This window comes from Ruegeria sp. CL7 (assembly GCF_056536445.1).
In genome coordinates, this window is sequence record NZ_JBQFPQ010000006.1 from 23,308 (window position 1) to 37,966 (window position 14,659).

Sequence of the window (14,659 nt, forward strand, 5' to 3'; positions counted from 1 at the left end):
CGCGGCTCAAGCGGCGATTTCTTTCATGACGGCAAGGAATTTGGCGACTTCGCCGATCGAGTTGTAGTGACACATCGAGACCCGTACGCAGGCATCATAGCCAAGCGGTGTCAGGATATTGCCGGAATAGTGGTCCGCCTTGCGCAGATGCGTGCGGATACCGTGTTCGTTCAGCCGTTTGACGACCTCGGACGAGGCCACGCCTTCGACACGCAGCGATACCAGACCTTCTCGTGCCGGGTTGTCGGCCCCGCCCAGAATGGTGACTTTTTCCATCTCGGCCAGGCCGCTCAGGTTGCCGGTGCCGTGGATCATCGCGTCGGTCAGCGCCTTTTCCTGCGCATGGATCGCATCACCCGCCGCCAGAAACTTGCCGCGCCGGTCTTCGGCATCGCTGACCTGACTGCCCAGCCATTCGAAATAGGATACGACGTCGGACATCGTGGCATAAGCTCCGGTGTCGCGCGTGCCCATTTCCCAATTGTCCGCGGGGCCATTCAGCAAGGCGTTGTGCTCCAGCGCGGTCAAGCGATCAGAGATCCAGGCCACGCCGTAGCCATGACGCGAAAACACCTTGTAGGGCGAAATCACATAACCATCGACGTCATAGGCGGTCAGATCGATCCGGCCATGCGCTGCGTGCTGGATGCCATCGACGATGATGAAACAATCCGGAGCCACGGTGCGGATGGCCTGAGAAACGGCGGCGACATCAACGCCCATTCCCGTCACCGGAGAGGTATGCAGGATCGTCGCCACTTTGGTATCCGGTGTCACGGCCGCGGCATAGGCTTCGGCCGAGACGGTGCCGGTGGCGTCATCATGGGGTACCAAAACGTGGGTTTGCCCGGAAATGCGGGCCCAACGATCACAGGCCGAACGCGTCGCCGGGTGTTCCAATGTGGATCCCAGCACAACGCCCGGACCCGTTCCCAGACATGCGTTCATGATCAGCCGGAACAACAGTTCTGTACCGCTTTCACCCACAAAGAACTGCCCGCCGGGTGCGTTCATGAAATCCCGCATATCCGCCTTGGCCGCGTTGATCGTGGCGACCAGCGCATGGGATCCCGGATTGTCGCGCCCCTGGTTGTCCGGGATGGCGGCGTAACGAACCGAGCTTTCCAAAACTGAATTCAATGTCAGTGCGCCTCCGGCATTCTCGAAAAAGATCCGCTCACCCTGTTCGGGGCAATGATCGATCTGGGCAAATCGGCTGCGGATTTGGTTCAGCAGGCTCTCTGATATTTGGCTCATGGTCAGTGGTTCTTGTTTCGTTGTGTGTGCAAAGCTGTGCTTTGCCGACCCTAGGACGGTTCTTGCCGCAAGACATGCAAAAAAAACTGTGGCAAAGCGGTTGAATATTCTGTGCAAGTCGCGCGGGTGCCAGTCCAAAGCTTGTCACGACAGATATTGCCCATCGCCAGGCCCGGGAGCCCGTGCCTGCGGCGGCGGATGGCATATCTTCTTGATTTCCGAACCGTCTGTGGCTGGTCGGCTACTCGGGCAAGTACTTTTCCGACCAGCTTTCGGCGGCAGATCCAGCAGAGATCATCGCGTCGATATCCTCATCTGCATAACCGACGTTTCGCAGAATGCTGCGTGTATCCGCGCCGTATTTCGGCATCGGTCCGGGAATGACGATCCGGGCGCGTTCGGGTCGCACGGCATTTGGGGCAACCAGATCGCACCACCGGCCCATGGGATGCATGTCATGCCGAATGACGTTGAACGTTCCCCGCGTCAGGTCGATATTCCCGGCGCTTTCCGGCTGCAACACGGCGTCGCGCGTGTCATGCAACGATCCAAGAGGCATGACAGTGCTGGCGGAACCGGAAAACGCCTTTTGCCAGTATTCAACAGGTTGCCTTGCAAAATGATCCGCAAGCGCATCCGGCAATTCCTTTTCCGGCATATCGGCCACGCTGGCGAGGTCCGAGACACGGCGCAGGGCTTTGCGTTGTTCGGTGGGTGCGGCAAAGAACATCCACCCGTCCGCCGCGCGGTAACAATGGTAGAATGGTCCCCAGCCCATAGCTGCGCTCCCGGCCGGTTCGTCAAAGGGCGCGCGGCCTTCGAAATCATACATCAATTGCGCCTGAATGAGGTTGCCGGCCGCCGCCAACGCAGCCCGCGCAATCCCGCCTTTGCCGGTTTTCTGCAATCTCAGCAGGGCCGCACCAAGCGCAACACATGCGCAATAGCCGGTCAGAACGTCAATGGTACCGAAATGCGCATGCTCTTCGGGCGTGGCCATGCCACCGCCAAAACGCACCATGACCCCTGTCGCCGCCTGCGCCAGGTCGTCATACCCCAGATGGTCCGATTTGGGTCCGCGCGCAGGACCGCCAAAGGCATCGAGTTGCACCAGAATGAGACGGGCGTTGATCGCCGCCAGCTCTTCCGCGCTCAACCCCAGGGCATCGCGCTGCTCATCCGTGCCGTTTATGGTGATGACATCCGAGGAGTCGATGAGCCGCCGTAACGCCCGCTTCCCGTCATCCGAGCTCAGGTTCAGCAAAACGCTTTGTTTTCCACGATGTGCGTGCAGGCCGAAAACCACGGTGTTCCACGGATCAACTGATGGCTCTGCCGGCTGAACGGAAGTCACCTGAGCGCCAAATCGTGCCAGCGTGGACCCGACCGTCGGACCGGCGATCACGTTTGTCAGGTCCAGCACCTTCAACCCCTCCAGCCAGCCCTGGCCGCTTGCGGCTGGTGGTCCGCTGCGCGGCGGTTCGGCAAGGATCGTTGAAACGGGTGCGTCATCGGAATCGGGGCCCGGTTTTTTGACCAGCGCAGCGCCATCATCCGCAAGCCACGCAACATTTCCCATCTGCTGCATCTTCCCATGACGCGGGTCCTCTACCTCCAACACCAGGCCCGAGGCCAAAGCGTGCGGATCGGCCAGCCATTCCTTGCTGAACCGTTGCGCCGTTCCGGGCGCCTTGGCAGACCCGAAAAGGGCTTCCCACTCATGAGAGGGCCTTGTCAGAAAGGCCTTTTTCATTGCGTCGGATACACGCGCGCGATCCCTTGCTCCGACAGGGTAGTTGCGCAGCGACCATTCATCCGGCCAGTCTGCGGTATCGAGATAGGCGTCGAAGTCCGGCAATTGATCAGCAAGGTGTTTGAGGCCAAGCGTCTCCAACACCCGCCGGGGATGTGTTTTCACACTGCCCGCCACCACATAGAACCCACGCCCGTCGGCGCAGGTATAAGTTTGATAGAAAGGGTCCAGGAACTCTTCCAGTTCCGCAAAGCTCAGATCCGTTGGCAAGCCTTCGGCTGCGCGCCTGTCAAGTTCCACTTCGCGAGGGGACTTGTAACGTTCGGGATAGTCTTCAATCTGCTCACAGTTATACACCAACCCTTCCAGCAGGGCCGAAGCCAGAGGCACCTCGATGTGGTCGCCTCCGTTCCGGTCACGTGCAGCCAAGGCGAACTGCACGGCCATCGCGCCGAACGAAGCGCCATAGGCGGATGCCAGCGTCAAAGGTGAAAAGGATGGGTTGATGCCCATCAGGCGCCGGTTCAGCCCCATATCCGTGAATTGCCCAGTGCGGGCCGCGATCACGGCTTCCCACGCCGGAAGATCGGCCAGCGCGGGATCGGTTGAGGCAAACCCCGGCAATGACAATGACACGATGCGCGGATTTATGTCGCGCAGAGCTTTCGGACCCAGGCCCAGCCTCTCCATCACGCCGGGCCGGAAGTTCTCGATCACCACGTCAGCCCGCGCCACAAGTTCGCGCGCGACCTGCAAACCCCCTTCGGATTTGAGGTCGATCGTCACGGCGGTTTTGCCACGTGACAGCATGTCTGTGGCCGGTTCTTTCAATCGCGGGCCACAGGGCGGGTCGATGCGGATCACCTCTGCCCCCAAATCAGCAAGCATCATGCCAACCAGTGGACCAGCCAGGTATTGGCCAAAATCGAGGACACGAATATGATCGAGTGGCCTTGCAGTCATTCGTTGTGACCCTCCCAGGGTGTTTGGTGAGTTTGTTGCGAAGCGGCGTGCAGGCAAGAGGTCACAACGCCCTTCTCGGAACAGGCTGAGTTTTTGGGCTTGGGACATAACGCGATCAATGCAACACCTGCCCTTGTTCAACACGCGACAAGGCGGCCACGGCCGAGCTTCACAGCCTTCTCCGGCGACCGCTGGGCGTACCATGCAGCCAAGCAATGCCAAGAAGTTGTTCGATTTGACCAAGCCATGTCGCAAACGAGAAACACTGCTCAAAAATCCGCGTGTGACGCGAACTTGGAAGCGCTTCGAGGCTTGGATGGAAGCGGATCAGTCGGCTTGAAAGATCACCGGACCGTTGCGCCCGGCAGTCAGAAAACAAGTTATTGGAATCGCTCAAGAACGTGACGCTTCCCAAGTGTCAGGCAACACAAGACAAAAGGTCACGGCGCAATCGGGCCAAGGGCCACGTTGGCACATGGCAGGACCTGTCGCGACACATGGCCGGCAATTGCGCTTCCGATACTTTATCCCTTTTTCCGACAATATGACAATCATCTACATCAATTCGTCAAATTGGCACCTATGAATTGTCGTGGCCGCGCGTCACGCTTGGGACAGGATGGGAAACAGCGGAGATCTTTATGTCCTGGAATGTGTGCGTTGTCGGCGCTGGAAAGATCGGACAGATGATTGCAACCCTGTTGAAAGGGTCGCCGAATTACTCTGTGACGGTCGCTGATCATGATCTGAAAGCGCTTGGTGATATCTCGAAGATGGGCATTGGAACCAGACAGATCGATGCCAATGACGCGGACGGGCTGGCCCGGGAACTGACCGGTTTCGACGCAGTCATCTCGGCAGCGCCGTTCTTCTTGACCCCTTCCATCGCCACAGCGTCCAAAGCGGCGGGGGCGCATTATTTCGACCTGACCGAAGATGTTGCGGCCACGAATGCGGTACGTGAACTGGCCGGGGACAGCGCAACTGCGTTTATGCCGCAATGCGGTCTGGCGCCAGGTTTTGTCGGCATCGCCGGAGCTTCGCTGGCGGCGGAGTTTGACCAGATTGACAGCCTGCACATGCGGGTGGGGGCATTGCCGCTTTATCCGACGAATGCGCTGAAATACAACCTGACCTGGTCCACCGACGGGTTGATCAACGAATATTGCAACCCATGCGATGCCATCGTGAACGGCAAGCTGGTCAAGACCGCGCCGTTGGAGAACTACGAGATTCTGGGCCATGACGGCGTGGAATACGAATGCTTCAATACCTCGGGCGGTCTGGGCACGTTGCCGGAAACGCTGGAAGGCAAGGCGCGGGATGTGTCCTATCGCTCGATCCGCTATCCGGGTCATTGCGATATCCTGAAGCTGCTTTTGAACGATCTGGGACTGGAACGCCGCCGCGACCTGCTGAAAGAGATATTCGAGGCCGCCCTGCCCCGCACCGATCAGGACGTGGTGCTGGTATATTGCACCGCAAAAGGCGTCATTGATGGCGTGCTGCGCGAAAAGTCCCTGATCAACAAATCCTTTGCCCGCACCATCAATGGACAGGTCTGGAGCGCTATTCAGGTCACGACCGCCGCAGGCGTGCTGGGGGTGGTCGATCTGATGCGGATCGGAGCTCTGCCTTCGAAAGGCTTTGTCCGGCAGGAACAGGTCAAGCTGGACGATTTCCTCAACACTGAATTTGGCCAGCTGTATCGCGCTGGCGACGTTACCGAACAGAACAAGGCGGCCTGAGATATGAAAGACATCGTAATGACAGCCCAAACCACGCTTGCAAACCTGGATCTGACCGAGGCCCAACTAAAAGGCGGCACGCTCAGGGTCACGTCGCCGATTGACGGAAGCCTGCTGGCCGAAGTGCACGAGACGCCGATCTCGGACATGGACGCCATCTTTTCCCGAGCCAAGGCTGCGTTCAGGAAATGGCGCGTTGTCCCCGCCCCGCGCCGGGGTGAACTGATCCGCCTGTTGGGTGAAGAGCTGCGCGCCGCCAAGGACGACCTGGGTGCACTGGTCAGTTGGGAAGCGGGCAAGATCACCTCGGAAGGTCTGGGCGAAGTGCAGGAGATGATCGACATCTGTGACTTTGCCGTCGGCCTGTCGCGTCAGCTTTATGGCCTGACCATCGCGTCCGAACGTCCGGGCCACCGGATGATGGAAACCTGGCATCCTGCTGGCCCGGTTGGTGTGATTTCCGCGTTCAATTTCCCGGTTGCGGTTTGGTCGTGGAATGCTGCTCTGGCCATCGTATGCGGTGATCCGGTGATCTGGAAACCGTCCGAAAAAACCCCGCTGACGGCGCTGGCCTGTCAAAAGATTTTCGAACGCGCCCTGGCCCGATTTGGCGATGCGCCGGACGGTCTTCTGCAAACGCTTATCGGTGGCGCCGATCTGGGAAAAACACTGGTGGCCAGTGAAGATGTTCCGGTGATCTCGGCCACGGGATCGACCCGCATGGGCCGCGCTGTCGCCCCCATCGTCGCACAGCGCTTTGGCAAGTGCATTCTGGAACTAGGTGGCAACAACGCAATGATCATCGGCCCTTCGGCTGATTTGGAGATGGCCGTGCGCGCGATTGTCTTTTCGGCAGTTGGCACCGCCGGTCAACGCTGCACCACGTTGCGTCGCCTGATCGTGCACAACTCGATCCGCGAAGAACTGGTGAGCCGTCTGAAAAAAGCCTATTCGGGTCTGCCCATTGGCAATCCTCTGACAGACGGCACGTTGGTTGGGCCGCTTGTGGATGAAGCGGCGGGCGCGGCGATGACCGCCGCTTTGAAAGCGGCCGAAGCGGAAGGCGGTTCGGTGTTCGGCGGCAACCGCGTTACCGAAGGTGTTCCGGCAGGCGTATACATGGAACCTGCGATCGTCGAAATGCCGGGTCAGACCGCGACCGTAAAAACCGAAACCTTTGCGCCGATCCTCTACGTCATGGGCTATGACGATTTCGACGACGCGGTAGAGCTTCAGAATGACGTACCACAAGGCCTTTCATCCTGCGTGTTTACCCTGAACATGCGCGAGGCCGAGCAGTTTCTGTCTGCGGCCGGATCCGATTGCGGAATTGCCAACGTCAATATCGGGCCCTCAGGGGCAGAGATCGGTGGCGCCTTTGGCGGAGAGAAGGAAACCGGCGGCGGGCGCGAAAGCGGTTCGGACGCGTGGAAATCCTATATGCGCCGTCAGACCAACACCGTGAATTACTCGGCCGAACTTCCACTGGCCCAGGGCGTCAAATTCGACATCTGAGTATCGCTGGATAGTCGTCGGGCAAAAACTTAAAAGGCCAGCAAAAAACACCACCCGGGACGCCCAGTCCCGGGTGTTTTGTTCTGCATGTTGAGGCGGTCTTTTGGCCAGGGGTTCCGATGCCGGCGCGACGACGGCCATTCCGGTGCTGATGGATTGTCTTGTGTTTCGGCAAGAGGCCTTCCGAGGCTTTGCGGCATCCTCGATACAACTGCTACGAACGGCCGTCGGCCTGATTATTGCCGGTTATCCCGTTGCGCCATTTACTCGCCCAACAGCTGCGACAGTTTTTCCGCCCCCCGGCGCAAGGTGTCGAGAAATGACTTCAGACTGCCGACATCATGCCGTTGCGTCGGGGCATGAACTGAAAGCGTGGCAACCAGCCTGCCCTGCGCGTCCTGCACTGGCACGGCGATCGCCACCATGCCCGCCATGAATTCTTCGTCGTCTGTGGAAAATCCCCGCTCGGCTGTGATCTTGATTTCACTCAGCAGGGCCTTCGGCTCTGTCAATGAACGGGCGGTCTGCTCCTTCAGCTTTCCGGCTGACAGAAACCCGTTTAGAGTTTTGGGGCGCAAGGTGGAAAGGTACATCTTGCCACTGGCCGTGCAGTGGAACGGCACCTGGGTTCCGATCGGCAATTGAATTCGCAACGGCCATTTGGTTTCTACCCGGTCAAGATAGATCATGCCTTCGCGATCCGGGATGGCCAGATTGCATGTTTCGCCCACTTCGTCGGCCACGCCGCGCAGGATGGCGAGACGCGCGGTCCGCAGATGCTCGGCGGACATGGTATTCACGGACAACAGCCGCAGTCTTCTGCCCGGACCATAGGACCGTCCGTCAAGATCGCGTTGCAGGAACCCTTCTGCCTCTGCCGTTTGCAGCAAACGATGGATTGTGGGTTTGGCCAATCCCAATGCATCGATCAGATCCGAAGGTTTGACCGCAACGCCGCGCCGTGCCACCTCTTCAAGGATCAGCAACAGGCGCAGGTTGGTGGGAATCTGAGTTTCTCTGTTTTTAGTATCAGTCTCGGCCATCCTTCAACATTCTAGTTATTTGGCAGAAGGATCAAGGCCAGTTCGGGCACCAGCGACACCAATATCCAGACCGATAGCAGGGCCACCAAATAAGGCACCGTATAGCGCAGCAACCGGAAGTACGGCACGCCCGTCACGCCTGAAGCGACATACAGGTTAAGCCCGTATGGTGGTGTGATAAACCCGATGGATGCACCGACCAGGAAGATGACTGAGAAATGAATTGGATCAATTCCAACCGAGGCTGCGATTGGCGCAAGGATCGGGGCCAGGATGATGGTGACCGGAAGGCTTTCCAGCACCATGCCTGAAAAGAAGACGATCACCATCGATGTAAACAGAACCGCATGGTACCCCCCCATGGAGGTCACGAAGTTTCCGATTGTTTCCTGTGCGCCAAGTAGGGACAGGATCTGCTGCATCACAACCGAAATTGCGATCAACGGGGCCAGGATACCCGTAATCTGGGCAGACCTGATAACGATTGAGGGGATCTCAGGGATCGTGAACCCCTCGACCACGAACATTTCAGCGAAGCTCTTTTCGGTTGGCGGTATATCGTTCCGCGCCCCCATGATGCGGTTGATCGGGTAGCTGACCAGCCCCGCAATGACACAAAAGCCCACGGTCACGCCAGCGGCCTCTGTCGGAGAGAACTTGCCGGTATATATGCCCCAAAGCACAAGCCCGATGGCGAAAAAGCCGAGCCAGGCCCCGAAGGCGGTTTTCAGCACCCGGTTCAATTGCAGTGGGATCAGATAGCCCCACCCGTTCATGCGGCAGATGATCCAGCACGCCAGCTGCATCCCGATGACCATCAGCGCACCGGGCAGAATACCGGCCACGAACAATTCGGAAATCGGCAGGTTCATCAGAAAGCCATAGACGATGAAGATGATCGAAGGGGGGATGATGATACCGACAGTACCGCCCGCAGCAGCGGTCGCGGCGCTGAACCGTTCGTCATAGCCGCCCTTTACCATCTCGGGGTGCAGCATCGACCCGATGGTCGCCGTCGTGGCCGAGTTCGACCCCGAAATCGCCGCAAACAGCCCGCAGGCCCCCAGCGACGCCATTGCAAGTCCGCCGCGTATCCAGCCTAGGCAGGCATAGGCAAAATCACTGAGCCGTCGCGCGATGCCGGATTTGTTGATCAGGTCGCCGGTCAGGATGAACAACGGCATCGCCAACAGGGCGAAGCCCTTGTTGAAGACGTTCAGAAGTTCGGCCCCCATATTGTCCAGCGTCAGACCAAGGACAAAGGAACATCCAATGACCCAGTAACCGATGACCAGCAGCACCGGCACGCCCAGCATGAACAGAAAGGTGACCCCCAGCGAGATCAGTGTAACAAGTGTTCCGTCTGTCATCAGTCTGCCCCGATCACGGCCTGCTTGATCAGCGGCTCGCCTGTTTTCCAGTTGTGCAAATCATCGGCGAGGTTCTGAAACACGCGACCGACCATCAAGAAGAATGACAATGGTGCAGCCAGCAGGAACCACCACTGCATGATATTGTCCGTGCCCAGTACGATCTGAAAGTTCGAGGCCGAAAGCGCCACCAGTCGCGAGGTGGTCACGATGACGATCACCGCGAAGATGAACCACAGCACCGCGTCAAGAAACAGGCAGGCCAATTGCCCGCCGCGGGGCATGGCGGTGCGGAATTCACTGAAACTCAGATGCGTGCGCAAGCGTACGTTGTAGGACGCACCAAACCAGGCCATCACCATGAAAAGAAGCGGAGGAATGGTTGTGGACCAGGGTTCCTGATCATTGAAGACAAACCGGTCGATCACGCCCCAGAAGATGATCAGTGCGATGGCAAGATAAGAATACACCATGACCGACCGTTCCAGATGACGTTCGATCAACGGCACCATGCGATAGATCAGCATGACCAGCAAACCCCCGATCGCGGCAACGATCGCACCAACGATCCAAGCCGCGTCGGATTCCAGAGCAAGTTGAATCTCGAAAGAATCCTGGCTGAGAAAAGCGCTGAATATTGCGCCAATGTCTGCCCAAAGTGACATGAAGCCCGTCCTCCCAGTGGGTATTGATTGAACCGGCCCGTTCGGGCCGGTTCTGGCAGTCTAATCAGGCCTCGCCCTTCCACCAGCGGCGCGGCTCGACATTTTCCGGCAGCGTGTCCGCTGGGATCTCGCGCGCGATGTCGTAGATCTCCTGGTAAGTATCGATGCCACCGGCCCATTTGTTCAGCCGCTCGCGCCACTGCGCCCACGGCTCGGGGTTGTAGTTCGGAGCACACATTTCTTCGGCCAGCTTGATCTGGTCCTCCGGCAGGAAGGCCGGGCGCACGCCGTTTTCCGCAAAAATGGTTTGCGGCAATTGCGGATCCGAGAATCCGACCGTGTTCAGCAGTGCCGCCTCATTCGCGCCTTGGATCAGGGCCTGGGTGAAATAGGACGATTCCATCACGGCATCCTGCAATTCACCGCCCAGGCCATCGAATACTTTGGCAGACATCGAAGTGTGTTCGGTACCGCAGAAGAACTTCAGGTTCACCGATTGCGAAACCACAGGCGCCATGTTCGCATATGCCACCGCCGAGGCCCAGGTTTCCGCACCATCGATCAGACCGGTCTTGAGCGCATCCAGCGTTTCTTCCCATGCCACCGGAACAGGGTTCAGGTTCAGCAGTTGCATCGCGATCCGACCCAGCTGCGTACCGGTCACGCGGTTCTTGGTGCCGAACAGCTCTTCCAGCTTGGTGACGGTCGGCTTGTCGGCAAAGGTCGAGCCCATTTGCAGACCGCGCAGTTCACAATGGGTGAACAGGAATTTCAGCCCGTGACGCTTTTCAAGCGGGTCGCGCAAGATGCGCTGGCTGGCGGGGCTGTAGAAGAAATGATACTGCGCCGCCCGGCTGGGGAACATGTAGGCATAGTCCAGGACGTTCAGATAAGGCGCACCGCCGGCCGAATTCTGGGTCGAAGCTGCGTAGATATCGACGATTCCCTGCTGGGTTTTTTCAACACAGCTGAGTTGTCCGCAGATCTGGTTGTCGCCGATGAACTCGATCCGAATCTCGCCATCGGTGCGTTCTTCGAGGTCGCGTGCAAATTCGATGGCGCCGGCGCGCTCGATCAGCAAGTTGCGGGTGTTGAAGCCCGACGCACCAAATTTCAACGTGTACTTCGGTTCTTTCGAAAAGCGTTTTTCATACGTGGATTCCGCCGCCTGCGCCAGATTGGCCAGGCTCATCGCACCGCCAAACCCTCCTGCTGCAAGCAGCGTCGAGCTCATGCCATAGCGCCCCGCTACCCGGAAGAAATCCCGCCGCGAAATACCACTCAGTTTCCGACCAATCTCCATTGCTTACCTCCCTGTTCGCAATTATTGAGACGTTTTGTATCAAAAAAGGCTAGTATATTTCTAGCATCTTGCATAGAGTTTTTTTCAACGACGTTGGAAGGAGGCGGTCATGGAAGTGGATTATGCGGTAGTTGGCGCGGGGTCTTCGGGCTGTGTCATCGCCAATCGGCTCAGCGCCGATCCCAACACGACCGTCGCGCTGTTAGAGGCCGGCGGCCGCGACACCAACCCCTGGATCCACATCCCGGTTGGCTATTTCAAAACCATGCACAACCCTTCGGTGGACTGGTGTTACAGGACCGAGCCCGATCCGGGCCTGAACGGGCGCTCGATCGACTGGCCACGCGGCAAAGTGCTGGGCGGCTCATCCTCTCTGAACGGTCTGCTCTATGTGCGCGGCCAAAAGGAAGATTATGACCGCTGGCGCCAGATGGGGAATGTCGGCTGGGGCTGGGACGACGTGCTGCCGCTGTTCATACGCAGCGAAGATCAAGAACGCGGCGAAGACCCGTATCACGGTGTCGGTGGGCCGCTGTCGGTGTCGAACATGCGCATTCAGCGACCGATCTGCGACGCTTGGGTCGCGGCAGCGCAAGCCGCCGGATACCCGTTCAATCCGGATTACAACGGCGCAGATCAGGAAGGCGTAGGGTATTTTCAGCTGACCACCCGCAATGGGCGCAGGTGCAGCTCGGCTGTGGCGTATCTGAAACCCATTCGAAACCGACAAAACCTGAACATCATCACCAACGCATTGGTGACACGCATAACGCTGGATGGAAAACAGGCGACCGGACTTGTCTATCGGGATCGCGCAGGCAATGAGAAAACCTTGAACGTTCGGCGCGAAATCATCCTGTCCGGCGGTGCAATCAACTCTCCTCAAATTCTGATGCTGTCGGGTATCGGCGACCCGGACCACCTGAAGAAAAACGGCATCGATCCGGTCCATGCCTTGCCCAATGTCGGCAAAAGACTACAGGATCACTTGCAGGCCCGTCTCGTTTTCAAATGCAATGAGCCCACATTGAATGACGAGGTGCGCAGCCTGATCAATCAGGCCCGTATCGCGCTCAAATACGCTTTGTTCCGCGCCGGTCCGATGACCATGGCGGCCAGCCTTGCGACCGGATTCATGAAAACGCGCCCGGACGTGGAAACACCCGACATTCAATTCCATGTACAGCCGTGGTCCGCCGACAGCCCCGGCGAAGGCGTACACCCGTTTTCCGCCTTTACCATGTCCGTGTGCCAGCTGCGGCCGGAAAGCAGGGGTGAACTGCATCTGAACGGCCCGGATCCATCACAGCATGTAAAGATCATTCCGAACTATCTGTCGACGGAAACGGATTGCCGAACCATCGTTGACGGCGTGAACATCGCCCGCAGAATCGCACAGCACAATCCGCTGGCATCGAAGATTTCCGAAGAGTTCCGCCCGACATCCCAACTCTCGACCGACGATTACGAGGGCACGCTGGACTGGGTCAGATCGAATTCCGTGTCGATCTATCACCCAACGGGGACCTGCGCGATGGGTACGAATGAAACCGCAGTCGTTGACCCCGCGCTAAAGGTGCACGGCATCGGAAACCTGCGGGTCGCGGATTGTTCGATCATGCCGGAGATCGTCAGCGGCAACACAAACGCTCCCGCGATCATGATCGGAGAAAAGGCGAGCGATTTGCTTGCCGCCGGAACATAGCGCGGCAGGCCGCGTATCCGAATGCCAGGAAAACTGGGCAACTCGGCTTGCGTATCTTAGGGATATTCCGGTGATGCCATCCCTGCCCAGACCTAGCGCAGAGGCGGTGTCAGCCACTGCGCCGACATCCCATAGTTGGAATTCTTCAACTCCTGTTTGGCAATGGCCTGAAGATGGACCTCATCCGGTCCATCCGCATAGCGCAACGCCCTGGCCCAAGTGTAACTGTCGGCCAATGGCGTGTCGGGTGTCATGCCCATTGCGCCAAAGACCTGCATTGCACGATCCGTAACCTTTGCATGTACCTGGGGCGCCACGACCTTGATCAGGGATATTTCGCGGAAGGCCTTTTTCGCCCCCACCTGATCTATTTTCCAGGCCGCCTTCAGGGTCAACAGCCGCGCCTGTTCAATCTCCAACCGGGATTTGGCGATCCATTCACGGATCACGCCTTGTTCCGAGAGTTGCTTGCCAAAGGTCTTCCGTTCCTGAGCACGTTCCACCATCAGGTTCAGTGCCATTTCCGCCGCCCCGATCGAGCGCATGCAATGATGAATTCGCCCGGGCCCAAGCCGCGCCTGAGCCAGTGCAAAACCGCTGCCATCTTCGCCCAGCAGATTGCCGACCGGGACGCGCACGTCCTTGAACACCAGTTCAGCATGGCCTTCGGGATCGTGCATGTTCAGGATCGTCGGATTGCGCACGATCTCCAAACCGGGCGTATTCTTTGGAACGATGATCATGCTTTGCTGTTTATGGCGATCGGCGTTCGGGTCGGTTTTGCCCATGACGATGAAAAGTCTGGTGTTGGGGTGGCACGCATTGGTGATGAACCACTTGCGGCCATTGATGACGTATTTATCACCCTCGCGCCGGATGGATGTTGTTATGTTGGTCGCGTCCGAACTGGCCACGTCGGGTTCGGTCATGGCAAAGGCCGAACGGATCTTGCCGTTCAACAGCGGCACCAACCAGTCTTCGCGCTGCTCGGGTGTGGCGAACATGTGCAGCAATTCCATGTTCCCGGTATCCGGCGCGTTGCAGTTGAAGACTTCCGAAGACCAGCTCACCTGGCCCATCAGCTCGGCCAGGGGCGCGTAATCAAGATTGCTGAGCCGCGTTCCGGGCTCATCATCCCGCAAGGAGGGCAGGAACATGTTCCAAAGCCCTTCGGCGCGGGCCAGCGACTTGAGGTCTTCCATGAACGAAACGGGGAAATTGCCGGCTTCTATTTCCTCTTTGTGGTCGCGAATGCGCGGATAGATATGCGCCTGCATGAAGGCTTTCAGCCGGTCATGCATTTCCGTGGCGCGTGGCGATGGAGCAAAATCCATTGT

General features: G+C 58.4%; 10 protein-coding genes. 3 read left to right on the forward strand and 7 right to left on the reverse strand.

Features of this window, described 5'->3' with window-relative positions:
• Positions 1-6: 6 nt before the first annotated feature.
• Both ACR0LI_RS14795 and ACR0LI_RS14800 read right to left on the reverse strand, forming a co-directional pair.
• Complete coding sequence (locus ACR0LI_RS14795; RefSeq protein ID WP_171724535.1) at positions 7-1,257, reverse strand: aminotransferase class V-fold PLP-dependent enzyme; 1,251 nt, start codon at positions 1,255-1,257, stop codon at positions 7-9.
• 241 nt (positions 1,258-1,498) lie between these two features.
• A complete protein-coding gene (locus ACR0LI_RS14800; RefSeq protein ID WP_480718751.1) occupies positions 1,499-3,973 on the reverse strand; it encodes a CoA transferase in 2,475 nt (824 codons plus the stop codon).
• A gap of 641 nt (positions 3,974-4,614) precedes the next feature.
• Between ACR0LI_RS14800 and ACR0LI_RS14805 the strand changes: the two genes are divergently transcribed.
• Positions 4,615-5,721 carry a saccharopine dehydrogenase family protein gene (locus ACR0LI_RS14805; RefSeq protein WP_171724537.1) on the forward strand — a complete coding sequence of 369 codons (1,107 nt, stop codon included), beginning with the start codon at positions 4,615-4,617 and terminating at the stop codon, positions 5,719-5,721.
• A gap of 18 nt (positions 5,722-5,739) precedes the next feature.
• Entirely contained in the window at positions 5,740-7,236 is a 1,497-nt protein-coding gene (amaB, locus tag ACR0LI_RS14810; RefSeq protein ID WP_480491070.1) for an L-piperidine-6-carboxylate dehydrogenase, read from the forward strand.
• Between the two features lie 263 nt (positions 7,237-7,499).
• Here amaB and ACR0LI_RS14815 read toward each other — a convergent pair whose 3' ends face one another.
• The 4 genes from ACR0LI_RS14815 to ACR0LI_RS14830 form a co-directional block, all read right to left on the reverse strand.
• Complete coding sequence (locus ACR0LI_RS14815) at positions 7,500-8,279, reverse strand: IclR family transcriptional regulator (RefSeq protein WP_480488855.1); 780 nt, start codon at positions 8,277-8,279, stop codon at positions 7,500-7,502.
• 11 nt (positions 8,280-8,290) lie between these two features.
• Positions 8,291-9,649 (reverse strand): TRAP transporter large permease, encoded by a 1,359-nt coding sequence (locus tag ACR0LI_RS14820; protein ID WP_171636325.1) that lies wholly within the window; start codon positions 9,647-9,649, stop codon positions 8,291-8,293.
• Entirely contained in the window at positions 9,649-10,314 is a 666-nt protein-coding gene (locus ACR0LI_RS14825) for a TRAP transporter small permease (RefSeq protein WP_171636326.1), read from the reverse strand. The genes ACR0LI_RS14820 and ACR0LI_RS14825 overlap by 1 nt, the downstream gene beginning before the upstream one ends.
• Before the next feature lie 64 nt (positions 10,315-10,378).
• Positions 10,379-11,617, reverse strand: coding sequence for a TRAP transporter substrate-binding protein (locus ACR0LI_RS14830; RefSeq protein ID WP_171636329.1), 1,239 nt, complete (start codon positions 11,615-11,617; stop codon positions 10,379-10,381).
• A gap of 109 nt (positions 11,618-11,726) precedes the next feature.
• Between ACR0LI_RS14830 and ACR0LI_RS14835 the strand changes: the two genes are divergently transcribed.
• On the forward strand, positions 11,727-13,322 hold the full coding sequence (locus ACR0LI_RS14835) for a GMC family oxidoreductase (protein WP_210093410.1): 1,596 nt from the start codon (positions 11,727-11,729) through the stop codon (positions 13,320-13,322).
• Positions 13,323-13,414: 92 nt separating this feature from the next.
• Here the strand turns inward: ACR0LI_RS14835 and ACR0LI_RS14840 are convergent, their stop codons facing one another.
• Entirely contained in the window at positions 13,415-14,656 is a 1,242-nt protein-coding gene (locus ACR0LI_RS14840) for an acyl-CoA dehydrogenase family protein (RefSeq protein ID WP_171724541.1), read from the reverse strand.
• Positions 14,657-14,659: the final 3 nt, after the last annotated feature.

Coding starts and splice junctions, on each gene's coding strand:
- ACR0LI_RS14795 (WP_171724535.1), bottom strand. CDS start 1,257: ATGAGCCAAATATCAGAGAGCCTGCTGAACCAAATCCGCAGCCGATTT.
- ACR0LI_RS14800 (WP_480718751.1), bottom strand. CDS start 3,973: ATGACTGCAAGGCCACTCGATCATATTCGTGTCCTCGATTTTGGCCAA.
- ACR0LI_RS14805 (WP_171724537.1), top strand. CDS start 4,615: ATGTCCTGGAATGTGTGCGTTGTCGGCGCTGGAAAGATCGGACAGATG.
- amaB (WP_480491070.1), top strand. CDS start 5,740: ATGACAGCCCAAACCACGCTTGCAAACCTGGATCTGACCGAGGCCCAA.
- ACR0LI_RS14815 (WP_480488855.1), bottom strand. CDS start 8,279: ATGGCCGAGACTGATACTAAAAACAGAGAAACTCAGATTCCCACCAAC.
- ACR0LI_RS14820 (WP_171636325.1), bottom strand. CDS start 9,649: ATGACAGACGGAACACTTGTTACACTGATCTCGCTGGGGGTCACCTTT.
- ACR0LI_RS14825 (WP_171636326.1), bottom strand. CDS start 10,314: ATGTCACTTTGGGCAGACATTGGCGCAATATTCAGCGCTTTTCTCAGC.
- ACR0LI_RS14830 (WP_171636329.1), bottom strand. CDS start 11,617: ATGGAGATTGGTCGGAAACTGAGTGGTATTTCGCGGCGGGATTTCTTC.
- ACR0LI_RS14835 (WP_210093410.1), top strand. CDS start 11,727: ATGGAAGTGGATTATGCGGTAGTTGGCGCGGGGTCTTCGGGCTGTGTC.
- ACR0LI_RS14840 (WP_171724541.1), bottom strand. CDS start 14,656: ATGGATTTTGCTCCATCGCCACGCGCCACGGAAATGCATGACCGGCTG.